Origin of the sequence: Sphingobacterium siyangense, from assembly GCF_007830445.1 — a bacterium.
Lineage (GTDB): Bacteria > Bacteroidota > Bacteroidia > Sphingobacteriales > Sphingobacteriaceae > Sphingobacterium > Sphingobacterium siyangense.
The window spans coordinates 1-23,806 of record NZ_VLKR01000035.1 but is presented as its reverse complement, the minus strand read 5'-3'; the positions used below and the strand labels follow the sequence as shown (position 1 = coordinate 23,806).

Below are 23,806 nucleotides of genomic sequence, written 5' to 3'. Positions count from 1 at the left end.
AAGTATGAAAACTATAAAATTTAATAATACCAAGAAATTCCTAGTTGTGGCTTTAGTTGCGACAATGGGCTTGACTGGATGTAATAAATTCTTGGATATCAATGAGAATCCAAATAACCCGGAGTCAGCAACACCTAGTTTGTTATTGCCGACAGTAGAAGCCTCAATCAGTCAGGTGGTTGGAAATTCTTTTCAGGTATTTGGTAATATTTGGGGACAGTATTGGACACAAAACCCAACGTCTTCTCAATATAGAGTTATCGATCAGTATAGAATCACCAATACTTCTATGGATAGAGTTTGGGGTAATATCTACAGGGGAACTTTAAACAACGCTGAATTGATTATCAATTCAAAAGTGGCGGATAACGAAAATTATAAAGGTATCGCTCACATTTTGAAAGCTTATGCATATCAGGTTGCAACCGATGCTTTCGGGGATATTCCGCTTTCTGAAGCATCAAAGGCTGATGGAAATTTGAGTCCAAAATATGAAGCTCAGGAAGTTGTATACGATTCAATTTTTAATTATATTGATAAAGGACTATCTTTACTAGCTGTGAAACAAGCCATTCCAGTAGCAAGTCAGGATATGATTTTCAATGGCGATCTTGAAAAATGGAAGGCTTTTGCTAATACCTTAAAATTAAGAGCTTATTTACGCCTTTCTAATGTGAACGCAACCAAAGCTGCTGCAGGTATTAAAGCACTTTATGCGAGCAATGCTGTTTTCTTGAATCAAGATGCGACAATCACTTATACAACAACAGGGGGTAATGAAAATCCTTTCTACAATGAAATGGTTGGTTTAGGAAAAACTCAAAATGTTGTAGCTAGTGGAACCGTTGTGCAAGCTTTTGTCAAAAATAATGATCCTCGCAGATTTGCTTTCTATGACAAAGTTGAATACACAGATCCAGAAACGAACGAACCAAAGATACAGGATACAATTGCTTACATTGCTCAAGGGACGTATTCAAGTAATTCAAAAAAATTAGTATCTACTCCTTCTCCAATGGTTGGAGGTAATGCCATGAGTCAAACATCTGCAGTAGCACCAGTAAAACTGTTTTCTGCAAGCGAAAGTTTGTTCTTACAGGCTGAGGCAGTTGTAAGAGGTTGGGGAACGGGAGATGCACAGAGCTTATATAGTGCTGGTATTACAGAGAGCTTTAAAGCAACAGGTAACGCCGCAGATGCTGCCAAATATATTGCTGATGCGCCAGATGCTAAATTCACTGGCGATGTGGAGGCTAAAGTAAAAGCTATTATCACACAAAAGTATTATGCAATGTGTGGTTTCCAAGGCTTCGAAGCTTGGACTGAATGGCGAAGAACGGGGTATCCAACCTTCTTTGTTAAATCTGCAGCTTCAACTTTAGGTGAAGACAGAATGCCTTTGCGCATGCCTTACGCACTTAGTGAAGCAACAACAAATAGCAATTATCCAGGTAACGTTGTAATCTATACACCGGTATGGTGGGACGTTAAGTAGTCTCTTAGATTATATGCTTGTGGGAGCGGCAATTTCGAAAGAAATTGCCGCTTTTTTTCGCTATAAATAGCAGGGATATCCATACTTAATTTTATTGGAAAAATTTGGGGTTGAGCCCCGACATATTTTCTGGCTCATCAAAAAACACAAGGAAATCCCAATTATTTTACTGTGCTTTCTATAATATCCTGTTTCATCCATGTTTAGTTTAATAAAGGTGACTAGGTTTGTTTTATTCAAGAGAATATTTGAATAATAGATCTCGAAAGTGATAGTTTTCTGAAAATTATCATTTTGTTGTTAGGAAGGCCAAAAAAAGTAAATAATGTACATTACAACATCTCTACCGAATGGTTGAAAAAATAAGTAGCTCTTATTTTTTATGATTCTAGTTAAATAGCTAAAAGCTCCGATTAAAATATTCGGTACGGTTTATCAGTACACACTTTTGTGTAGAATTAACCAATAGGCATATAAAATGTATTTAAAATTAGTATGCTTGCAAACTTATATAAAAATGAAAAGATATTTGATGTTTATTGCACTGCTAGGGCTAGGCTTTAGCGCGTGTAAGAAAGAAGAAGCCGTAAAACCTAAAGAAGAGACTATTGTAATTGATGGCGAAGAATTCGGAAAAGACTTTGTTTACACCACTACCTCGAAAATACTGAATATACCAAAAGACAGTATTCACTACAATTCAAAGACTCACACCTTGAACATAGACTATCTCAATTTTTCCATGAATATGGACAAGTTTGCCACTGATTTAAGAACCGCTAAAGCTGGCAAATTATGGAAATAAGAAGATTTTTTATTGCAATTTTATTTATTTCCTTATGTAATTTAGGATTTGGACAACGAATTAGGTTAGAATCGGCTGGGCTTACAAACGTTTCTTTTAAAGGAAACGTCATATTTTTAAAATATAATGCTCCTACCGCTATGAGATTTTATTTCATGATGTCCAAACCAGCAATTGCCCCTTGGTCTGGCTTACCTGTGAAAGGAGAAGCTAAGTTATTCTACTATAAAGATAATCAGGAGGTTGTTTTGGTAACGGCTCCTTTCACTAATGCTGATTGGCCGTCTGGAGGAACATTTTCACAAATGATTCAGAAAGATTTTACAGTTCCAGCAAATACTGTGACAGTTAGTAATCCAGTTGTGGATGTGCAAGCTAGGTGGAGATATTATAAAGAAGGCTATCCTGACCCTGAGACTACAAATGGATGGACCGAGTGGTATTACGCTAGCACAAGGCCTTTTGCTCTTAATCCAGATGAAATTCCTGCTTCCAGTTTTAGCGGATCAAATTCCACATGTGGAGAAAGTGTTTACACAATTACAAATCCTTATAAAGTAACTCTTGAAAACGCAGCTGGTATTGCTACATTGACATCATTAGGGAATAATCAGTGGAAAGTCATTAGGATTGGAAATGCTGTAGGAACGGTCATCCTTAGATCAACTTATGAGGGAAAAGTATTCAATTATCCTATTGAAGTAAGTTCTGAAATGAAAGGTACAATAGATGGGCCAGTTGGAATCAAGCAAGGATGGAATGATAATTACTTCTATTTTAAACCAGAACCTGGTATGGATTATACAAACGTAAATTGGTCGGTAGATTCACCTCATCTAATTACCACCCAGGTAGATAAATATACTTTTAAAATTTCAGTTCCGACAAATTATCCTTTGATGGACAAAGGAAGAGGAGACGATGTCGAAATCTATATTAGATCGAATGGAGAGTGTGGTGTAATGGAAAAATCTCGTATATTAAGAATATTACCAGCAAGACCTATTAAAAACTAGAATATAAAAGCCTAGACTAAGACTCTAGGTTTTTTTTGTATTTTCCCTAAAACCTATCAGATCTCTTTCGTATGCTAAATTTGAAAATGATAAAGAGCAATGCATCTTAATAAACCCTAGTTTTCTAAAGAACTTCGGTTTAGGGATTTATTTTCTATGGTAACTTTAGATGTTCGATATTTTGAGGAGATATTTTTATTAACTACTTTTCTGGTAAACAAACCGCCCGTTCTCATCTTTCTTACTTGTCAGTTTAGGTGTTCCTTTTGTACCTTTGCATGCCTTTAATGCATTCGCAAGAAACAATGGACGTATTGTGCTACCAAGTTCCTTCTCATAGTCTTTGAGAATTTGTAGCGCATTTTTATTTTCGTTAAAGTATCCTGTGGAAATTTGATGAAATACCCAATCTTTAACAGATTGTTCCGATATTATACTTGGGGATTGAAGTAATACATCTTTTCGTTCAGCAGATAAGTCGCCTAAAAGTTCTGTTCGACCATCTTTGAAGAATTTTTCAGCTTTATAAACAACTGGAGCCGATTCATTCCTTGCTACAGATATTTGAATTGTATAATCTATTTGAGTTATATCTGGAACTATTTGCTCAATGCTACAATCGAAAATCTCACGGAATATATTATTAAATGGCACGGAGTAAATTAAAGTATGGGTGGGATCTTCAGCGTCACGAACATAAAAGTCGCGTTGGCCCATGAGAAAAGATAGCTCGAATTGACTATAACCTCTTTTCTTCCTCAAAAGAAATACATTGAGCATTTTTTCGACCTCTATTCGTGGCATTGTAGTAATGTTAGTTATTTCAAATCTAAGATCAACTTGCATAAAATTGGCCATTTCTTTGACCACAAAGATACTAATCCTTTTTGTGTTTACTGACAAGGATGTATGTATTAAGGTCTCCTTTAAGCACTATTTTGAGTCTTTTACCGTTGCCCTTTACAGCGCGTTCTAATGGACGGGTAAAGTCTTTTGCTTCCCAATTTTGATTTTGGACTTCATTGGCTTTAATCACAATTTCATTTAGGGTCTTTGCTTTTCTGAAAAAAGTTTGGTCTTCCATTAACGCATTTAGGGTAGGCGCTGGACCCGCACCAGGTGGGATAGGAGGAACTTCTTTGAGAACTTTATCATTAGATAAAATTTCTGCGGGATAGAAGTCATATATCCTGTAATCTGTTTTGATGATAGAGCTATCTCCTGAATCCTTAAGTTCTTGTTGCCTCATTTTTGCAATTTGAGAAAAGTATATAGCAATTTCACTCAAAATCTCATCATTGTATTTTGAGTTATGTGCACGACTTTCAATATGTCCAATATATTTCTCTCCTTTCTTTAAAAAGTTTGAAAGCTCTTCTGCAACGATATTTAAATCTAATCTTATACGTCTTACCTGTATAATCAAATAAAGCTCTATAGGAAATAAAAACCAAATATTTGTAGCCATAAATAAAGGAAGTAATAAGATATCCTTATGCTTTATGTCTTAAATAATTTGATTTTTAAATTCTATTTTATTATCTTTGTTTTAGAAAGATATTAGATCAGTCATCTATAGTTTAGGTGTTTAAATCAAGAGTCTTGCGCCTGTAATTTCTCACGCCACAACGCAAGGCAGTAGTTTAAATACCCACGTCTATACTTTTATGCTATATTTGCATGTAAGATAGATGTGGGCGCTACTGTAAATCCGTGTTGTGTAAGGCGTGAGAACTTTATTTCAGGTACGGTTTGTAGCCCCACATTTATCATTAGGAAACCTACCGACAAGACTCGTTACCAATAAACGAGTTATGAACAAAAAACAAAGATCAAAAAACATCATCACTGCCCCCGAGTAGCTCGGCTGGTTTGGCCAAATAAGATTTGGCTTCTCTCGCCATGGAACGCGTAACGCCAATATTATACACCTTTGTGATCCCTCAATCAAACGCGCTCTGGCTCCCAGAATGAATTAATTATTACTAATGTGAACTGAGTAACATCAGGCTCCCAATAAAAAGCTGATTTCGATCGGAAGGGGCATGCTATGTACTTTCGGTTATGATTTATCTACTGAAAAATGAACAGGATTTTAGCGCTACAATTTGCTTTTGATCGTATGATTTATGATGTCCATTGCCTCGATTATGACCCTATAAAGGAGATTGAGACATTCTGGAATCACTATGCGCTGGAGACTGTATCTGCTAATACTTCGGAACTATTAATTGCTTATGTTGATGGTGACGTGAAGAAAAATAGGCTTCTGAAAGATGAGGAAATACAAGAATTTGCAACTGCCTTGTATCGCGTATTGATTGCTTATTGTATCGCCAATCATCACCATATAGACCTGAGTACAGTACAGCTGTCTGCAGAAGCAAAAGAGCGCATCGGAAAAGAGCTAGAGTTGAGCAGAAAGGTCGCTGAGTTTTTCGGTCGGTTATCGAAGTAACCACTAACAAAAAAATGATGAATACCCTAAAATTAATAACCTTTTTAAAGGCCTATATAACCTATATCTTTCAAGTACCTGTCAAGCAGTACTTAAGCACAGATATAGTACTATTTACACATCTGTTGCGCAAGAAAATTAGACAAGGAAAAACGTACTTTAAAGGTATTTCGATCCTGCTAAAAAAGCGCTACACGAGCGACTTTCAAAACCTAATAAAGATGGAGGCTTCTTCGGACTTTTGTCTGCCCAACTTCGCCCCAGCTTCTGCCTTTCATGCTATTGGCATCGAGTTTTCATCGGGATTTCATCGGGCCACACCGATCAAAACCCGATGCCGACCCGATGAAAATCCGATGAAACGTAGAAATTCGGTAGTTATTGGTTATTTAACGGTTGACTATACGTTCGCACAAGAAACACACAAGCTTGACTATAGCGCGACCCTAGGTTCACCCTTGCTAAGCCCTTGTTATACACAAGGACAACTAAACGATTGCACAAGTCCCACCCAACAAAAGCAAGCTTTTCAGCAGGTGGGAGAGTCTAGATTGACTTATGGAGTAGAATCTGAACGATCTGTTTTAAGGTTCTTTAAGTCGATCTGTAAGGCTTTGGAGTTTCGAGCCAATACTTTGCTTGGATCAATAGGCTTAGTTGTTCAGCGGGCTTTAAAATGCTTTTTATTCGTTGCATATTATAAGCGTGCGTATCGCATGGTTTTAACATGGATGTTTTTATGTTTTGTTTCTATGTTTAGTTTATCAGCTCAGACCCCCCGCAAGGACAGCGGGGCCGATGGGCTTTCAATCAAATCGCTGGAAGTAGGGAGCATTATTGAAAATCAATTATGGAATATGCCATTGAAGACTATCGATCACACTAAAGTTGAAAAAACAATAACATTGCAGAAGTATCGCGGCAAGAAACTTCTTATTCTGGATTTCTGGACAGTATGGTGTGCACCATGCATTCGTAAACTGAAAGAGTTATCGGCCAGTCAAACACTGATAGATACTAATGCGGTAGTCATACCCGTTACCATAAACGATGCACATGCAGCAGGCCGGATACTACAACAGAATAATATTGGTTTTTCTTCCATCTACGCAGATTCTCTCCTGAGAAAATATTTTCCCCATGTAAGCGTCCCTCATCAGATCTGGATCAAAGATGGTCGGGTAGCCTATATTACAGATGGAAACCTCACTTCCGTTGCCAATATAAATAAATTGGTGCACAACAAACCTGTTCAATTGCTGCCAAAGAATGCGGAAATAAGTCGCGAGGAACTACGTAATCTATCTAAGCCGGATATAGACTCAAATAGAATTGGACAGGTGATATTAAGTAGTGTGTTTGCTAAGTCTTTGCCATACAGTGTTTTTGCAAAATTCGATACAAAATATTCGCTGACTTTATACAATCATTCTGTTTTAGGTCTTTTGCTTTATGCGAATCGTAAAGAAATTCCTTTCGTAGGGATGCGTAATCGGGTCATATGGAACGTAGCAGATTCAACGCGGTATTGGATGGAATTGCCGGTAGAGCTTATCAATACAAAGAAGTATGAAAAGGAAAATGCATTAAGAGCTTGGAAAAGTTCCAATTTATATTGCTATTATCTTAAAAGTAACGAGATGCTGGACGAACAACAGAAGACAGATCTATTAAAATTGGATCTAGCTAAATTGCTTGAACTAAAATTTAATGCCCGATCCTACGTTGCGACAAGCAGGGTAGAAGCTTGGTGTCTCTATATTCGGGATGCAGCTGTCTTCAAAAAATGCTACAGTAAGAGTGGTGCTACAGGAAAAATAAAAGCTGACAAGGGCTATTTTAGTTTGGTCAATAGACCTCTGCAATCTTTGGTTTCCTATCTAGCCGATAATAATTATAAAGATAAATTGCCTGTTACTGATGCTACTGGTTATGCGGGGAATGTCAGCATGGATCTTTACGCTGATACAAAAAACCTCTGCGCAGTTGATGCTGCTTTGCAACGTTACGGCCTGGGGATAAAGAGAGATACAATAGCCTTGCCTATGCTGGTGATAGAAAGGAGGGGCGATCATGATTAATCGTTATTGTATACTTGCTTTCCTCGTTCTAATTACATTTTTTACTGCCAAGGGTCAATCATCTATTAAAGGGAGAGTTGTCGACGAAAAGACGCAGAAAGGTATTGCAGGGGCCACTATCAAGGCCGATCATTCGTTGGTACTGGCAAAAACGGACAGCGAAGGTGCTTTTGTTTTTTCTTTAAAGACATACGATACGGTCTGGATTTCATCGGTTGGGTATAAAGCAAAAAAGCTTGCTATTAAGCGTGAACAGAAAAATGTGTTGGTCAGTCTGATGCCCGAATCGGTGATGATAGAGGAGGTGCAGATCAGTACCGGTTATTATTCATTACCAAAGGAGCGTGCTACAGGTAGCTTTGATTTTATCGATAGAAAGACATTGCAGCGGAATACTTCTTCGGCGATACTGGATCGATTGGAAGATATTGCTCCTTCACTTCAGTTCGACAAAAGAAAAATAGGTCAGATGAACAGCGATAATAACCGGACTGCTATGCGCCTTCGTGGTACCAATACAATCTATGCCGATGGTTCTCCTTTGATCATATTGGATAATTTTCCGTATGACGGTGATATCAATGGGCTCAACCCTAACGATATTGAATCAATAACGGTGCTTAAAGATGCGGCTGCGACGTCTATATGGGGTGCAAGGGCTTCAAATGGTGTTATTGTGCTGACTTCAAAAAAAGGAAAGAGAGATCAGCCATTGACAGTCAGCCTAAATGCAGTTAATTCTTTTTCTCCTAGACCGGATTTGACGTATGGTAAGGATTTTATTAATGCCAAGGACTATATTGATTTGGAGAAAGTTTTTTTTGAAAAGGGAATATATGATGCACGGTATAGCGATGCGAGCAAATCTCCATTGTCGCCGGTGGTTACATGGCTATATCAGCATAGGAATAATAAGATTAGCGATACCGATCTGGACCAGCGATTACGTAGTGCCGCACAGATAGATCTGCGCGATGAGGCGAAGCGGTACCTTTATAGGTCTTCCTTTTTGCAGCAATACAATGTAAATATGCGGGGCGGTTCTTCGGATCTCAGTTATTTTTTCTCTGGCGGATGGGATGGACAGCGTCTCCATGATATTGGCAATAGTCAAAAAAGAACCACCTTTTCATCTTCAGTCAGTTATTATCCGATAAGTCAGCTGAAGTTTGATTTTGGATACGGCTTTATTGCAAATAACAATGTGGCTAACACGGTGGATTTTAGAAATTTTGATTACCTCTATCCTTATATGTCGTTGAAGCAGGAGGACGGAAATGCACCTGTTCTAAGGGATTATAACTTAGAATATGTAGCGGAAGCTCCAACTTCAGGATTGCTAGACTGGAACTATAGACCATTGGATGAGCTCAATCTTCAAAGTAAGCGCTCCGGCATGAATGAGAATAGGTGGTCTTTAGCGATCAATTATGGAATTGTCAAAGGAATACGCTTGTCTCTCAATCTGCAGTCATTGATGGCATCGACCAATTATCGCAATCTGGAGAAAAAGGATGCTTATTATGTACGGAATTTGGTTAATCGCTATACACAGGCCGATGGGAGCCGGGTGTTTCCTTATGGAGATATACTCAGTCAGAGCCGGCAGCAACTGACCTCTAAGTCTGGCAGACTGCAGCTTGATGTCGATCGTCAGTTTGGATCTCATCGTGTTGTATTTCTTTCAGGCATGGAGCAGCGTGAAGTGGTCACTAAGCTGGATGATTACACACTGTATGGCTATAATGATGAATTGTTAACATCACAGATGATACTTGATTATACTAAGGTTTATCCACTTCGCCCGCAGTCTTCCGGAAGAATTCCTTTTCCGATGAGTACGCTTAAAGAAAATATTGATCGATACCTGTCTTATTATGCCAATTTGGGCTATGATTGGAAATCTAAATACCTGTTGTCGGGGAGTGTGCGCTGGGATGCTTCCAATCTGTTTGGCGTCAATACCAACCAAAAGGGTATTCCGCTCTGGTCTGTTGGTTTAGCATGGAATATGGGCGACGAAAATTTCTTTAAAAACGATGTTGTTCAGCAACTGAAATGGCGTGTTTCCTATGGCAAGAACGGTAATATTGACCGAAGTATGACTGCCTATCCTACAGTGTCATATAGTGTCAACTCATCGACCAATTTACAGCAGGCCTTGGTCACATCGCCAGGTAATCAAAATCTGCGCTGGGAAAAAGTGGCGACGTTAAATGTGGGAATGGATTTCAGGATCAAAGGAAAATTTAGAGGATCAGTGGATTACTATCGAAAGAAATCGGATGATCTTATCGGTATTGATCTTATCGATCCCACAGTGTATTATGGAGGTTCTCAGGCTAAGTTAAAACGTAATTATGCGAAAATGGAAACTGCTGGAATGGATCTGACTTTGGGCTATGGAGAAATAGGCAGCAGAATTAAATGGTCCAATGAATTTTGGTTATCGAAAACTAGCAACCGGGTGACCGATTATTATGGTGACAACACTATTACTGTAATGGGCTATACAACGGGTATGGATAAGCGTCCAATAAAAGATAAGTCACTGGATGCGCTGTATAGCTTGCCTTGGTTCGGTCTTGATCATACTACCGGCAATCCCTTGGTGATCAATGATGGCGTAAGGAATACCGAGTATACCAAATATATAAATAGTTTATCAATGAATGACCTTGTTAACCATGGCAGCAGTGTGCCCATCTGGACTGGGGCTTGGAGAAATAATTTTAGATGGAAAGACCTAACCCTGAGTTTCAATATCGCTTTTAAATTAGGATACTATTTCAGACGAAATTCAGTGGAATACAGCTTGCTGATGACAAATGGCAAAGGCATGCACGAAGATTATCTCAATCGTTGGAAGCAAGCGGGTGATGAAGCTGTGACAAATGTACCGTCAAATCCTTTTGCAAATATTGCGAACAGAGATATCGTGTATACGCAGTCTGAGATATTGGCAGAAAAAGGAGATCATATACGCCTGCGCGATATCAGACTAGATTATTCGCTGTCTAAATTGCTACATAATCGCTTCAAGATAAAGGATCTATCAATTTATGGGTATTTAAACAATGTCGGAATCTTGTGGCGCAAAAATAAGCTGGGTTTGGACCCCGATTATCCGTCTGCCTCTTATTACCTTTCACCACGTATTTTTTCTCTTGGAATTAAAATGAGCTATTAACCTTAAATGAACAGAGATCATGAAAGCTAGAAATACACTAACATTACTCTTCGTCTTCTTTTCCATCCTTATGCAGGGATGTAAAAAAGAATGGCTGGAGATCCGGTCATCCAAAGGATTGGTCATACCGAGCACCCTTGTAGATGCAGAAGCTATTCTTAATAGAACGTCTATCATGAATGCCAGCAGAGCCTCGCCGCTGGGCGATATTGCCGCAGGAGATTTTGTGGTTCCACCTAGTTATTGGTCGAGTCTGGTTCCATGGCAGGCGAACGCCTACCTCTGGCGAGATGAAGTTTTTATTGATAACGTTGGGCTGGAAAACTGGGGTAACTTTTATCAGCAAATCTATTACGCTAATTTGGCGCTGGACATCCTGTCAAAAAATGATAAAACCACCGATACCAATAAATTTAATAATATTCGCGGCAGGGCACTATTCTTCCGGTCATGGGCTTACTTTCAATTGGCACAAGTATATTGCATGTCTTACAGCGAACAGAATAAAAGTAAGCGGGGTCTGCCATTGAGAGAGGGAACTGATCTCGATGTAAAATTAGACCGTTCAACGCTAGAACAAACTTATATGCTGGTTAAGACGGATTTGGAAGAAGCGGTATCCTTATTAGATAAAAACTCTGAAAACATTTATCAGCCCAATAAGAAGTCGGCACTTATGATGCTAGCAAGAGTTAATCTAATTATGCAAGACTATAAGGAAGCTTTAGTTCATAGTGACGAGGCCATAAAGATTGACGGAACACTTTTGGATTACAACAAATTGAATCTTTCCTTGGCCTACCCATTTAAAGAAAATAATACCGAAGTGATTTTTTATGCTTCCATGAGTTATGCGCAGATTATCTCGGATACTCGTATTGATGTAAACGCAGAACTGTTGAAAACTTATGAAGACAATGACCTTCGCAAGAAAGGTTTTTTTAACCTGAAAAACGGTATTTACAATTTTAAGGGTTCTTATATAGGATCTGGTGTTTACTTTGCAGGACTTGCAAAAGATGAACTTTATCTCATTCGGTCCGAATCATATTTGCGAACGGGTGATGCAGACAAGAGTCTGGCGGACCTCAATCATTTATTGATAAATCGTTACTCGGACTTTCAACCTATAAAGGATTTGCCAAACGCCGAGCTATTGAAGCGGATACTCTTGGAGAGAAGAAAGGAATTGCTTTTGCGCTGTATTGCATGGTCGGATCTGAAACGGCTTAATTTGGATAAAGAAACTGCGCGAACAATTACAAGGAGTGTTGAAGGCAGTACTTATATCTTGGAACCGAATAGTGAACGATATGCAATGCCGATTCCAAAAGCTGTAGTTGACCTGGGTAAGTACGAACAGAATTAATTATTTCTAATCAGCTATCTCCCACATATTACGAGGCGGGAGATAGCTGATTATCCGTTATTGATTAATCTTCGTTACGGAATTTTGCATCATTAAATGGGACAGAACCTCCTTTCAGTTCTGTATCATTGATATGCGTAGCTGGAGGTGTGCCATTTGAGTTGGATTCCAATTGTATTTCACAGACAATTGGAAGTTCTTCCTCGCTACAGTCGCTCGTGGGCGAAGTACTCCCCGTACTGGAGATATTTCCAGACGAATCTACAGGGTACCACATTAAACCAGCTTTATTATAGTTCTCAGCAATCTTGAAGCTGGAGAATCCAATTATTGCAGCTCCGGCTAACATCACCGTTGCATGCTTTTTGATGAAAGATATTGCTTTCATACCGAGGCCTTTTTTATAAGAGCAAAAAAAGTTTACCTCCACAAAAAACTCAATTTTTTTATTAATGACTGAATCTTTGCTTTAACGAGGCGCTTCAGTCTGTTTTATACCTCGGGATCGATTTTTACGGGCTGTCCATCACGTGTCATAATTTATTTCTATACCGGCCAAGCCGGGAATAGTGCAAATTTTCGCGGAAAGCGTATTTGAGAAGTGTGATAAAGACAGAGTGTGACAATACCTAAATGAATGGGCGGTATAAAGGTAAAGCCAATTGATAGGTTCCTTTTCTTGTGCCTTTCCATGGGGCTGGTTGGGCCAGTCAAGTACCATCCCAATATGGATAACGTAAAAAGGACCATATTTACCACCAAGTGCCATTCCCACGACAAACTTTCAAATACGGATGCGCAGCCACACGGTTTCTGCGGATATAGATTGAGTAGTCCCAATGCAATATAGACACTGAAAGAGGATAATAAAGCTATAGATAGCAGTAATCCTATTTTTTTATACCGACCGGCTAAAAGGATTCCGGTAGCGAGCTCAATAGCAGGAAGTGTCAAAGAAAGAGGTTTTGCCCAGCTGCTTGGTAACGGTTGCCGGAGAAGAGCAGCTTGGAATGCGCTGGGTTCCATGAGCTTGTCTATAGCTACATAGATCCAAAAGACCATAAATGCGATTCGGATACTTTCCATTGTGATATGTGCTGTTTTTGCATTCATTTTTTTAGTTGTTACTGTCTTTTCTAATCTATAAAAGAAGCATAAGAGTATCGGGTTGAATTTTGAATTCAACTATTTGTAAATCAGTATATTGTAAATTATATTTCTTGGTTTGTTATATGGCTTTTATTATCTTTGATTTATTAATGATTTAAAATCTAATCTTCTAATTCTTCTATATACTACTAGCAATAAAGGCTAGTTCGTACCTGCTAATACGCTGTAATTTTTATAAGTATCTGATTTTTAAGTTTATAATTTTATCAAAATGATATTAGAGAGGGTAGACGAATGGCAAAAGAAACAAATATGTACGATCGTTACTTTTTTCAATTATTAGACTCAAAGCCTAATGCAGCGCTTGAGCAGATTTTTGCGCGTTATGGCGGGAGTCTGGAAAAGTATATCCGTCGTTTTATTTATGATCATGACGATCTAATCAAGGATGTATTGAATGAGACATTAATCGTAATCTGGGAAAAAAGGCAATTGGTCGCGAAGCTAGAAGCACCCGTATATTGGATGCAGCGCGTAGCGAAAAATAAAGCTCTTTATTACATTAGAGATGAGGCAAAATATAATAAGATTTCTCTCGATAATGGCCTGGACATGGCTAGTGGTCAATGCGCAGACGATATATTTGCCTATAACGAACTTGAGATGCTGATCTTGGAGGCTTGTGAAGAATTGCCTCCCCAGGATCGGGAGCTCGTCATTAAATCGAAGTTTGAGGGTAGGAGTAACAAGGAATTAATGGCAACCTATGGAATGGCAGAACAGACGGTGAAAAATAAATTGTCTAGGGCACTGAAGGTGATCCGAAAAAAGTTGAAAGATCTTATGGGCTTATTTGTTTAATACAAGGTGAAATGATTTACAACAGAACATATGTAAAGGAACTGATTAGGAAGCGTATGGACGCGAGTATCAGTTTTACAGAATCCGATCAATTAGAAGCAGCGGAGAAAATTTTTAGTGAAGAGGAAGTTGATGCAATGATTGCCGAGGTGATCGAAGAAATGTCTACTAATCGGTCAAACGAACTGTCCATCGAGTGGCGGCCTGATTTTGAACAGATCCGGTCTGCGGGAGATCGGTCAGCTAGAAAAAAGAAAAGGCAATTATGGTGGGGATGTGCTGCAGCAGCGGTTTTATTCCTTATAGTGTCGGGTGTAATTTTGATTTCAAAACACAGGAATTATAGGGCTGAAATCGGTCTGGAATGTGCTAGTATGTCCTCTGGTACGGAAATACCATTGTCTGAATCTGTAGGTACAATAATGCTTGCTGATTCATCTATTATTCGATTGGATACGAATGCAACCGGAGTATTGCTTGATTTAAACGGTATTTCGCTCGCCAAGACCGCCGAGGGGATATTGGAAGTTGATAAATCATCCAGCGGGCGGGAAGTAAATACAAACGACACGGCTATTGTGATCAGAACAGCTCCTCGTCAGCAATGTGTTATAGAATTCCCTTACGGTATGCGGGTCCGGCTAAATGCCCAATCAACCCTTCGTTATCCGTTGACGCAAGGAGATAGTACACATCTGTTTATCGAGGGCGAGGCGCTTATAGATATTCCTAGTCAACTATTTGGGAGCGTGATGGTAATACAAACTAGCAATGGAAAAATTTTGAGTGATTACGGGAGGTTTGAATTAGCTTCTTATGCCCAGTTTACGCGAGCAACGGTATCATATGGAGAAGTTTTAGTTTCTGATCGCAGATCAAGCAAAAGACAGGTGCTTCAATGTTTGGATGAAGTTGCGGTTATCAAATCCTATTTACCGAAGGGTGAAGAAATACGAAGGGATAGTTTATTTTATTTAACGAACGGGGATTTTGAACAAGCTTCGCAATGGGCGAATGCTGTTCGTGAATATAAAGATGTCCCACTGACAGAATTTGTCTGGCAGATGAGCCGCTGGCATGGATTTACGGTTAAAAACATGAAATGCATACCGAACAAGTTGATAAGTACGACTGTCTGCTATAAGACCACTCGGGAAAAGGTCTACGCAGCGATACGCGATGCTGGCGTGTTGATGTATGAGAAAAAAGGGATGATAAGTTTTTGTCCTGAAGATCATAGAGATAGTCGTACGGCGATGAAATGAGAGGTATTTGTGAGTCAGGTAAAGTGTACAGATAAGTGGGCTTTGGGGATTAAGGTTGGAATGAATTTTACGAGAAATTTATGTTTAAAAATGGAAGTCTGATCGGGATATGACGCTTCCTAGATGAGGTGAATTGAATAAGAAACGACCTATGTATATTGTTGGTTTTAATAATATTCCTAGCTAATATTATCTTTTTAAAAAAAAATAATATGCTGTTTTATAGTGGTTTATGTGTTTCTATAAAATAATTGTTATAATAAAGTTATGCCTGCATTGCAGAAGTTAAAAAAAGTTATAATTTTGTATTTAACATTTTTTAACAGCTCACAGCTAAAAAATGTACGACTAACTTAAAAACAGATTATCACAATAATTGAAAAGTGATCTTAACTAGCCTAGATCGTTGTAATTGCCGAGAATTTAAATAAACATACTTAATTAAACATAAACATATGAAACACAAGCTACTCAGTTTTTTATTGGGGGGTGCTATTCTAACTTCGGTAGCATTCGCTCAAGAAAAGAAGGTTAGTGGACGAGTGACAGGTACAAATGGCGAGGGGTTGCCAGGCGTTACTATTGTTATTCAAGGTACTAACCAAGCCACACAAACCGACGCAAACGGTAACTATTCCATTAATGTTCCTACGGGAAAAATTTTAGTCTTTCGTTCTGTAGGTTATTCAGACAAAACAATCACAGTTGCACAAGGTTCAAGTTTGTATAACATACAACTTAGTGGAAATGAATCTGTTCTTGATGAAGTCGTTGTGACTGGTGCGGGGTTAACTGCTAGTCGTCGTTCAATTGGAGCTGCACAGACCACAATTAAAGCGGAGGATTTACAACAGGCTAAGCCAACCAATATCGTCACAGGTTTAACTGGTAAAGTCGCAGGTCTTACTGTACAAGGTGTAGGATCGGGTGTGAACCCTAATTACCGTGTCATGTTAAGGGGGATGCGTTCGTTAACTGGTAATAACCAAGCATTGATTGTTATTGACAACGTAATTTCTCCATCTTCTATGCTGGGGAATTTAAACCCAGACGATGTTGAAGATATTACAGTTCTAAACGGATCTTCCGCGGCTGCCTTATATGGTTCGCAAGCTTCTAACGGTGCTTTGATTATTAAAACGAAAAGAGGTGCTGCTAGTAATGGATTAGAGGTAACTATCGATAATACGACTACATTTGAGAATGTTAACTTTTTGCCTGAAGTTCAAAAACGTTTTGGTTCAGGCTATTCGGCGCATGATATCTTTTATGTACCCTACGAAAACCAACAATATGGACCTGCTTTTGATGGGTCTATAGTGCAAATTGGTGATCCTCTAGAGGATGGATCAACACAAACAGGACCTTATTCGTGGAATGGTGGAAAGGATAAATTTTGGGAAACAGGAGTGACAAACATGACAAATTTGGCCGTGGCATCCAAACATGAGAATAGCTCTTTCCGTTTTTCAGGGCAATATTTAAAATCGACAGGTACCGTTCCTTTTGATAAATATAATAGAGCATCTGCTCGTGTAAACGGAAGTCGAAAATTAAATGATATTCTCAATATTAATTATACTTCATATTACGCTCAAAATAGATACGATCAAACATCTGCAAACGCAAATATTTATGATGCGGTTTTGCAATCTCCGGGTCAGGTGCCGTTAACAAGCTATAAAGATTGGCAAAATAATCCTTTTGCAAATCCAAATGGTTATTATAACGCTTACTATAATAACCCTTATTTTATTGCCGCAAATAATCGCCAAAAAATTAGGAATGATTATTTCATGGGTAATGTGGAATTGAATTTTAAACCTTTGTCTTGGTTAGACTTTATGGGACGTGTGGGTATGACCACTTCTAATCAATCCTATAAATATACGACTGGTAAATTCACCTTTACACCTTATGCTGCTGGTTTGCATGGTGCATATAAAGGAACGAATATTACTGGTAGCGTTTCCGATGCAGCAAGTTATTCGACAAGTATTGTGTCTGATTTTAATGCACATGCGACACATACAAACGGAGATTTCAAATTCGACTATACGGCGTTATTTCAATATGTTCAGAATCAATCTTCGAATTTGTCAGCTACAGTTAATGGTTTGGTTGTCGATGGTATTTACAATCAGGGAAATAGTTTGAATCCTCCATCTACAGGCCAAGCGGATTATCTAGCGAGAACTTTTGGTCTAGCTGGTAAAATTGATGTAGCCTACAAAAATTATTTATTTTTGACATTAACGGGACGTAATGATTGGGTTTCAATTTTAGATCCAGACAATCGTTCATTCTTCTATCCAGGGGCAACTGTTTCATTTGTTGCAACTGATGCAATTGAAGCATTAAAAGATTTTCAACCATTGAACTTTTTGAAGCTAAGAGGGAGTTTATCTAAAGTAGGTCAAGTCAACGTTGGTAGCTCATCCAACTTTGGAGCCTATGCAACGGTACCTACTTTTGGCCAAGGTTCCGGATATCCATATAATGGAATTGGTGGTCATACAGTTGGTAATCAGATAGTTCAACCTGGATTAAAGCCGGAAATGACGCGATCTATTGAATTTGGTTTTGAATCTGCATGGTGGAATAATAGGGTATCTGCAGATGTCACATATTTTAATAATAAAACAACAGACAATACAGTTCCAACAGATATTTCTTGGGCATCTGGTTATAATAAATATTTACTGAATGCAGGAACAACCACAGGTAAAGGTATCGAATCGAGACTAAGCGTATCACCAATCCGTACGGCAGATTGGGACTTGACTTTAGGCGGAAATTTTACTTATATTCAGAATAAGGTTGTCGAAATTGCAGAAGGTTTAGATCAGTTGGCTTTGGCTACGTACACAGGTGGTACAGGATCTTACGCAGTAAAAGGCGAAGCTTTCCCTGTAATCATGGGTTCTACTTATAATAGAGATCCTGAAGGACGTATTATTGTGGATCGTATTACAGGATATCCAACTACAGATGGTACATTGAAGGTGCTGGGAGCAGCGCTTCCAACGCATACATTAGGTTTAAACTTTTCATTATCTTATAAAGATCTAACATTTTACACAAGTGCTGAGTATCGTACAGGTAACTATATCTTTAATAATGGAGCAGATTTGTTTGATTTCTCCGGATCAGGAATAAATACCGTTGCTTACGATCGTGAACGATTTGTTATTCCAAATTCATCTTATTGGGATGAAGCAACAAATTCTTATGTAAAAAATACAAACATTACTGTTTATGATGGTGGAGCTGATTATTGGACAATGGCTACTGGACGACGAAATATTGACGAAACCTATGTGACTTCAGCAGCATTCTGGAAAATCCGTGAAATGTCATTGTCTTATAATTTACCGAAATCTTTTCTTGCCGGTCAAAATGTGATTAAGAAGGCTCGAGTGAGTGTACAAGGTCGTAACTTGTTTCTATGGACACCTGCTACAAATGTTTATACCGATCCAGAATATTCTGATGGAAACGGATCATCCAATGGAAATGCGCTTGGTTTGACAGGTTTAAGTCAAACACCGCCGTCTCGTTACGTTGGTTTTTCTGTTAGTTTAACTTTTTAATATCGAATCTCATGAACAATAAAATAAAATATTTATCCGTAGCAATGTCTACTTTATTGGTAGCTTCTTCCTGTAAAAAGGCTTTGGATATCAATGATAATCCAAATTCACCGACTCAGTCGACCCCAGAGCTTGTTTTGCCTCAAGCTATGGTTGCAACAGCGCTTTCTGTTCCAACATATAATACCTATGGCGGACGATTAGTAGGTTATTATGCTACATCGGGCGGGGTCTCTGGTTGGGGTGATATGATTACCTACGATTTTTCAACCGGGTTTATGACTGGCTTGTGGAGTACTCCATATAATACATTGACTGATCTTCAGTATGTTGTAGAAAAAGCAGGCGAAGGGAAAGCCCTTTTTGTACAAGCTGCAGAGGTCATGAAAGTGTATAATTATGCGAATCTTGTGGATACCTATAATGATGTTCCTTATTCAGATGCGTTAAAGGGCGCTGCTTCGCTAACTCCTAAATACGATAAGGCAGCTGATATCTATGTCGATCTTGCTAAAAAATTGGATGCAGCAGTGGCTTTCTTTAAATCGGCTACTGCTAGTGATGATTTTAAAACGGCAGATGTTATATTCAAAGGTAATACGACCTCGTGGGCTAAATTTGCTAATACATTGAAATTGAGGTTGGTGTTAAGAGCTGGTAGTAAAGCTACATTTGCTAATAAGACAATAGATAATATTGGCGTTATTGAAAGCGATGTAATTGTACAACCTGTATTTACCAAAATTTCGGGTAAGCAAAATCCGATGTGGAATACTTGGGCTTATGGCGCTGATAATGCCGCTGTGGGAACATGGGGAACCCAATTTATTCCTACCAATTATATAATGGCTTTCTACGATGGTTTTAAAATATCTGACTCGGAACGTGCATCATTAGTCTTCGCAAATGGAATATCAACCAATAAAAATCAACTTGGAAATGTTGATAATCCTCCAACTGGAGTTGCGCCATCTGCCTGGGTCATGCGTCCAGTCTCGGGTACGATAAGCGGTACAAATTATAGAGGGTTAGGCGTTATCAAAGGTCCTGCTGCTGGTCAACCATTGATGTTAGCTGCAGAAAGTCAATTTTTGGCTGCTGAAGCTGCATTAGACGGACTTATTTCTGGTGGAGATGAAGCATCCCGAACTTATTTTAGAAAGGGAATAATGGCATCTTATAACTACTTATACATGAACGAAGGTGATGCGCCTACTAAAAGTGCAGCTGATGCTCAAGCTTATTTAACGAAATATGAAACTGATAATAATGATACTTATTTAGTGAAATTTGTAGATTATTTAGATCAGTCTAACCCTAATAAACCTGAAAGAAAAGAGACTGGGAAAGAACAAAAACGCGAAGCTATCATAACACAAAAGTATATTGCTTTGAATTTTCTATTTGGCCATGAGGCATGGAATGAATTTCGTCGCAGTGGATATCCAAAGAATGTTGGTTTAAACACTACTGCGAATGCTAGAACGACGTTTGTTTCAATAGCGTCACGTGCAACGTCGGAAGACAAATTACCAACTAGAATATTATATCCAAATACTGAATTTAGTTATAATGCAGCAAATGTTCCTGCAGATATAAATAAGTATTCTTCTAAAATATTTTGGGCTAAATAAATTTAGATTAACATGAAAAAAATAATAAAATATATTTTCTTAGCGTTAGCTTCTCCATTAGTGCTAACGTCTTGTTTAAAGGATAAAGACTTAATAGGACCGGATGCTGATGGTGCTGTTGCGAATATTATAGAATTTGGGGATGTATCTGTTCCAATATCTAACGAATCGAGTTCTATACCTTTATACTCTTTAGCATTTGATATTGCTCCTACTGGAGTAGTAAATTTGAAATTGAAATGTGTTGGAGCTAAAACAGCAGAAAGTGATATTAAAGTAACAATAGCTGTTGACAACTCATTACTAGAAAAATATAATGACGAAAATGAAACCGAATATGAGGCGATGCCTGCTTCACAGTATAGTTTAAGTGCGACTGAGGCGGTAATAAAAAAGGGTGAAAGAGAAGTCGCTGTCCCAATTAATTTGAAACCGGATCAGTTTACTTTTGATGCTGATTATGCTGTTGGTTTAGCTATAAAAACAGTATCCTCTGGAGAAATTTCGGGAAATTTTGGCAAGATTATATTGAATTTAGGAGCTAAAAACTTCTTTGACGGTGTTTACAAATATACGACATCTGCGAATACGGCTTTAGTCCCTAATGCAAATAAAACAGTCAAATTAGTAACGATTGGAAGCAATAAATGTATGCTAGACCCTGGTTTGCTAGGAACTTATTCTAATCAGGTAAATTATACAATTGATCAAGCTACTAATAAAATTACTGTAGAAATGTTTTCTCTTCTGCCAATTGCGACTAAGTCCACCAGTGTTTATGATCCAGCAACAAAGACATTAACGGTTAACTGGACATCAAATGGTGGAGCCAGAACGTTTGAAGAAAAGTTTGTTTACACTGGATCAAGATAGATTTAGAAAGGGGGAAGTGTCGAATTTCCCCTTTTAAATAATGTGAATTTTCTGAAACAATAAGATATGAAAGCAATAATTTTTAGCTTAATCGGGATGCTTAGTTGCGTATTCTCCTTTGGACAGGAAAATGCAGCCCTACCAAAAATAGGATATGACAGTTTTGTCAAACAGGTCAATCGTTCTTTCAAATTAACGGATAGTGAGATCTCTAAAGATATTTCAGGGGAAATCATATTGGACATCCGTGTAAATCAATTTGGAAAAATTGATTCAGCTGATATCGCGAAGGATATTGAAAAAGGGATGGGGATACGTTTGTTGAAGGCTGTTAAAATGTCTGGGGATTGGGAACCTGCTACGAAAAATGGAAAACCGATTGCTTCTTGGGTACGTTTTCCTTACAAAGTGTTGAGCTTTAAAGAGTCTGCAAATTCAGCTGCAATAGTAAAAGCAGAACCAATTGAAGGCATGTCTACTTTCATTGAAAAATTCTATAAAAATTTCCAATATCCACCTGAAGCACTGAAAGCAGGTTTGTCGGGTGATTATGAGTTAAATTTTATTGTGAAAGAAGATGGGAAAATTACTGGTGTTAAATTAAAAGATGATCCTGGTTATGGCGTGTTAACGAGCGCGCAACGCGCCCTTAACAGAGCAGGTAAGTGGAAGCCAGCAACCCAAAACGGGGAGGCTGTAAAGTCTTCTGTTGTTGTTCCATTCAAATTGAATTTGAAAGAATTCAGAACACATATCTAGTTAGATCAAAAAGGAATTTTTATGTAATATGGTAGTATCTTTCTAACTGTGTAAGTTGAAAAGTTATTCTGAAGATATTTTGAGCCCTCAAAGCTCAAAAAATATTTTCGGAAATAACTTTTTATTATTTTTAAACATTACATAGTTATGATCGACAAAGAAGAATTATTAAACAACAAGGAGTTTTACAAATCCTTTAAAAGTGGAGAAGATCTAACATCCTTCTTCAAAACAATGCACAAACGAGCTGTAGAACATATGCTAGAAGCCGAGCTGGATGCCCATCTAGACAACGAAAAACACGAAAAAACAAAAGATGGAAATTACCGCAATGGACACGGAACCAAGAAAATAAAATCCTCTTTCGGAGAATCTGAGATTAAAGTTCCCAGAGATCGTGAGGGTAGTTTTGAACCTGCATTAGTTCCGAAAAAACACAATATTATCGATGGTTTGGAAAATATCATCATCTCATTTTATGCCAAAGGAATGAGTGTAAGTGATATTGAAGAACAGATCAAAGAGATGTATGATTTTGATATTTCTACCTCCACTATCTCCCGAATTACAAACGCTGTTGCCAGCGAAGTTGTTGCTTGGCAGAACCGTCCTTTAGACGATTTATACCTAATTGTCTGGATGGATGGAATCGTTTTCAAGGTTCGGGAGAATTCGAAAGTCATTAACAAAACCATTTATTTGGCAGTCGGATTAAATCGTGAGGGAAGAAAAGAAGTGCTAGGAATGTGGCTTGGGAAAAATGAAAGTTCGAGCTTCTGGATGAGCGTTTTAACGGATTTAAAAGCTCGTGGTGTTGAAGATATTCTGATCACAGCAACCGATAATTTGAATGGATTTACTGGGACTATCCGCTCCATTTTTCCTGAATCTCAAACCCAAATCTGTGTCGTTCATCAGATTAGAAATGCTTGTAAATACGTTGTTTGTGTTAATTCGCATATAAATACCCCCAGCAATTCGCATTAAAATGCCACCACCTTAAACAATTAAGGTTTTACTTGTTGAGAGTATAATAAACTCTCAGCGTTATGTATAAAGTGGCTATGTACAATACGATAAAAACACTTTTGGAACACGGCAAATCTTTGCGGGAGATCTCAAGGGAACTTGGGATGTGCCGCAAGACCGTTTCGCGTATCCAAAAAGCGCTGCTGAATGGAGATTCAGCTCCGAGGCAGCAGTCCCGTTCCAGTGGTCTTGAGGTATTTCATGAACAGATCGAGCATTATCTGGCCAGTGGACTTTCGGCACTGCTGATCCACCAGAAATTGATCCA

At 38.3% G+C, this 23,806-nt stretch carries 19 protein-coding genes; 15 read left to right on the top strand and 4 right to left on the bottom strand.

Translation table 11 applies throughout. From position 1 onward, the window contains the following. Positions 1-4 precede the first annotated feature (4 nt). The 3 genes from IQ31_RS22735 to IQ31_RS22725 all read left to right on the top strand — a co-directional run bounded on the left by IQ31_RS22735 (position 5) and on the right by IQ31_RS22725 (position 3,316). Positions 5-1,495, top strand: coding sequence for a SusD/RagB family nutrient-binding outer membrane lipoprotein (locus IQ31_RS22735; RefSeq protein WP_075991327.1), 1,491 nt, complete (start codon positions 5-7; stop codon positions 1,493-1,495). 517 nt (positions 1,496-2,012) lie between these two features. Then, positions 2,013-2,300, top strand: a complete 288-nt coding sequence (locus tag IQ31_RS22730; RefSeq protein ID WP_145330279.1) for a hypothetical protein — start codon at positions 2,013-2,015, stop codon at positions 2,298-2,300. After that, positions 2,291-3,316, top strand: a complete 1,026-nt coding sequence (locus IQ31_RS22725; RefSeq protein ID WP_145330277.1) for a hypothetical protein — start codon at positions 2,291-2,293, stop codon at positions 3,314-3,316. The genes IQ31_RS22730 and IQ31_RS22725 overlap by 10 nt, the downstream gene beginning before the upstream one ends. Positions 3,317-3,514: 198 nt before the next feature. Here the strand turns inward: IQ31_RS22725 and IQ31_RS22720 are convergent, their stop codons facing one another. Together IQ31_RS22720 and IQ31_RS22715 are read right to left on the bottom strand one after the other, a co-directional pair. Beyond that, a complete protein-coding gene (locus IQ31_RS22720) occupies positions 3,515-4,174 on the bottom strand; it encodes a hypothetical protein (protein WP_208734352.1) in 660 nt (219 codons plus the stop codon). Between the two features lie 19 nt (positions 4,175-4,193). Next, positions 4,194-4,784 (bottom strand): hypothetical protein, encoded by a 591-nt coding sequence (locus tag IQ31_RS22715; protein WP_145330273.1) that lies wholly within the window; start codon positions 4,782-4,784, stop codon positions 4,194-4,196. A 615-nt stretch (positions 4,785-5,399) separates the two neighbouring features. On the opposite strand from IQ31_RS22715, the gene IQ31_RS22710 reads away from it, so the two are divergent. From IQ31_RS22710 to IQ31_RS22695, 4 genes are read left to right on the top strand one after another with little or no spacing between them, the layout of a single operon-like run. Beyond that, positions 5,400-5,774: a hypothetical protein gene (locus IQ31_RS22710; RefSeq protein ID WP_145330271.1), complete on the top strand. Its 375-nt coding sequence runs from the start codon at positions 5,400-5,402 to the stop codon at positions 5,772-5,774. Positions 5,775-5,788: 14 nt separating this feature from the next. Continuing rightward, a complete protein-coding gene (locus tag IQ31_RS22705; protein WP_145330269.1) occupies positions 5,789-7,855 on the top strand; it encodes a TlpA family protein disulfide reductase in 2,067 nt (688 codons plus the stop codon). Then, positions 7,848-11,045, top strand: a complete 3,198-nt coding sequence (locus IQ31_RS22700; RefSeq protein WP_145330267.1) for a SusC/RagA family TonB-linked outer membrane protein — start codon at positions 7,848-7,850, stop codon at positions 11,043-11,045. Before IQ31_RS22705 ends, IQ31_RS22700 begins: the two co-directional genes overlap by 8 nt. A gap of 19 nt (positions 11,046-11,064) precedes the next feature. Further along, the gene (locus tag IQ31_RS22695) at positions 11,065-12,414 is read left to right on the top strand and encodes a RagB/SusD family nutrient uptake outer membrane protein (RefSeq protein WP_145330265.1); all 1,350 of its coding nucleotides are present in this window, start codon (positions 11,065-11,067) and stop codon (positions 12,412-12,414) included. 64 nt (positions 12,415-12,478) lie between these two features. Here IQ31_RS22695 and IQ31_RS22690 read toward each other — a convergent pair whose 3' ends face one another. Together IQ31_RS22690 and IQ31_RS22685 are read right to left on the bottom strand one after the other, a co-directional pair. Further along, the gene (locus IQ31_RS22690) at positions 12,479-12,802 is read right to left on the bottom strand and encodes a hypothetical protein (protein WP_145330263.1); all 324 of its coding nucleotides are present in this window, start codon (positions 12,800-12,802) and stop codon (positions 12,479-12,481) included. A gap of 158 nt (positions 12,803-12,960) precedes the next feature. Continuing rightward, positions 12,961-13,527, bottom strand: coding sequence for a MauE/DoxX family redox-associated membrane protein (locus IQ31_RS22685; protein WP_145330261.1), 567 nt, complete (start codon positions 13,525-13,527; stop codon positions 12,961-12,963). Positions 13,528-13,818: 291 nt separating this feature from the next. On the opposite strand from IQ31_RS22685, the gene IQ31_RS22680 reads away from it, so the two are divergent. From IQ31_RS22680 to IQ31_RS22645, 8 genes are all read left to right on the top strand, one after another. After that, the gene (locus IQ31_RS22680; RefSeq protein ID WP_145330259.1) at positions 13,819-14,385 is read left to right on the top strand and encodes an RNA polymerase sigma factor; all 567 of its coding nucleotides are present in this window, start codon (positions 13,819-13,821) and stop codon (positions 14,383-14,385) included. An 11-nt stretch (positions 14,386-14,396) separates the two neighbouring features. Continuing rightward, positions 14,397-15,650 carry a FecR domain-containing protein gene (locus IQ31_RS22675; RefSeq protein ID WP_145330257.1) on the top strand — a complete coding sequence of 418 codons (1,254 nt, stop codon included), beginning with the start codon at positions 14,397-14,399 and terminating at the stop codon, positions 15,648-15,650. Positions 15,651-16,105: 455 nt separating this feature from the next. Next, a complete protein-coding gene (locus IQ31_RS22670; protein ID WP_145330255.1) occupies positions 16,106-19,243 on the top strand; it encodes a SusC/RagA family TonB-linked outer membrane protein in 3,138 nt (1,045 codons plus the stop codon). Positions 19,244-19,254: 11 nt separating this feature from the next. Then, positions 19,255-20,877, top strand: a complete 1,623-nt coding sequence (locus tag IQ31_RS22665; RefSeq protein WP_145330253.1) for a SusD/RagB family nutrient-binding outer membrane lipoprotein — start codon at positions 19,255-19,257, stop codon at positions 20,875-20,877. 12 nt (positions 20,878-20,889) lie between these two features. Then, entirely contained in the window at positions 20,890-21,750 is an 861-nt protein-coding gene (locus IQ31_RS22660) for a DUF1735 domain-containing protein (RefSeq protein WP_145330251.1), read from the top strand. Between the two features lie 66 nt (positions 21,751-21,816). After that, complete coding sequence (locus IQ31_RS22655) at positions 21,817-22,509, top strand: energy transducer TonB (protein WP_145330249.1); 693 nt, start codon at positions 21,817-21,819, stop codon at positions 22,507-22,509. A gap of 147 nt (positions 22,510-22,656) precedes the next feature. Continuing rightward, the gene (locus IQ31_RS22650) at positions 22,657-23,496 is read left to right on the top strand and encodes an IS256 family transposase (RefSeq protein ID WP_244294563.1); all 840 of its coding nucleotides are present in this window, start codon (positions 22,657-22,659) and stop codon (positions 23,494-23,496) included. Between the two features lie 62 nt (positions 23,497-23,558). Further along, positions 23,559-23,806, top strand: a 248-nt coding sequence (locus IQ31_RS22645) for a helix-turn-helix domain-containing protein (RefSeq protein ID WP_145330247.1), incomplete at its 3' end; no start/stop codon positions are given.

Bases quoted from the DNA above. Each gene is read 5' to 3' on its own strand.
- IQ31_RS22735 (WP_075991327.1), top strand. From the start codon at position 5: ATGAAAACTATAAAATTTAATAATACCAAGAAATTCCTAGTTGTGGCT.
- IQ31_RS22730 (WP_145330279.1), top strand. From the start codon at position 2,013: ATGAAAAGATATTTGATGTTTATTGCACTGCTAGGGCTAGGCTTTAGC.
- IQ31_RS22725 (WP_145330277.1), top strand. From the start codon at position 2,291: ATGGAAATAAGAAGATTTTTTATTGCAATTTTATTTATTTCCTTATGT.
- IQ31_RS22720 (WP_208734352.1), bottom strand. From the start codon at position 4,174: ATGGCCAATTTTATGCAAGTTGATCTTAGATTTGAAATAACTAACATT.
- IQ31_RS22715 (WP_145330273.1), bottom strand. From the start codon at position 4,784: ATGGCTACAAATATTTGGTTTTTATTTCCTATAGAGCTTTATTTGATT.
- IQ31_RS22710 (WP_145330271.1), top strand. From the start codon at position 5,400: ATGAACAGGATTTTAGCGCTACAATTTGCTTTTGATCGTATGATTTAT.
- IQ31_RS22705 (WP_145330269.1), top strand. From the start codon at position 5,789: ATGATGAATACCCTAAAATTAATAACCTTTTTAAAGGCCTATATAACC.
- IQ31_RS22700 (WP_145330267.1), top strand. From the start codon at position 7,848: ATGATTAATCGTTATTGTATACTTGCTTTCCTCGTTCTAATTACATTT.
- IQ31_RS22695 (WP_145330265.1), top strand. From the start codon at position 11,065: ATGAAAGCTAGAAATACACTAACATTACTCTTCGTCTTCTTTTCCATC.
- IQ31_RS22690 (WP_145330263.1), bottom strand. From the start codon at position 12,802: ATGAAAGCAATATCTTTCATCAAAAAGCATGCAACGGTGATGTTAGCC.
- IQ31_RS22685 (WP_145330261.1), bottom strand. From the start codon at position 13,527: ATGAATGCAAAAACAGCACATATCACAATGGAAAGTATCCGAATCGCA.
- IQ31_RS22680 (WP_145330259.1), top strand. From the start codon at position 13,819: ATGGCAAAAGAAACAAATATGTACGATCGTTACTTTTTTCAATTATTA.
- IQ31_RS22675 (WP_145330257.1), top strand. From the start codon at position 14,397: ATGATTTACAACAGAACATATGTAAAGGAACTGATTAGGAAGCGTATG.
- IQ31_RS22670 (WP_145330255.1), top strand. From the start codon at position 16,106: ATGAAACACAAGCTACTCAGTTTTTTATTGGGGGGTGCTATTCTAACT.
- IQ31_RS22665 (WP_145330253.1), top strand. From the start codon at position 19,255: ATGAACAATAAAATAAAATATTTATCCGTAGCAATGTCTACTTTATTG.
- IQ31_RS22660 (WP_145330251.1), top strand. From the start codon at position 20,890: ATGAAAAAAATAATAAAATATATTTTCTTAGCGTTAGCTTCTCCATTA.
- IQ31_RS22655 (WP_145330249.1), top strand. From the start codon at position 21,817: ATGAAAGCAATAATTTTTAGCTTAATCGGGATGCTTAGTTGCGTATTC.
- IQ31_RS22650 (WP_244294563.1), top strand. From the start codon at position 22,657: ATGATCGACAAAGAAGAATTATTAAACAACAAGGAGTTTTACAAATCC.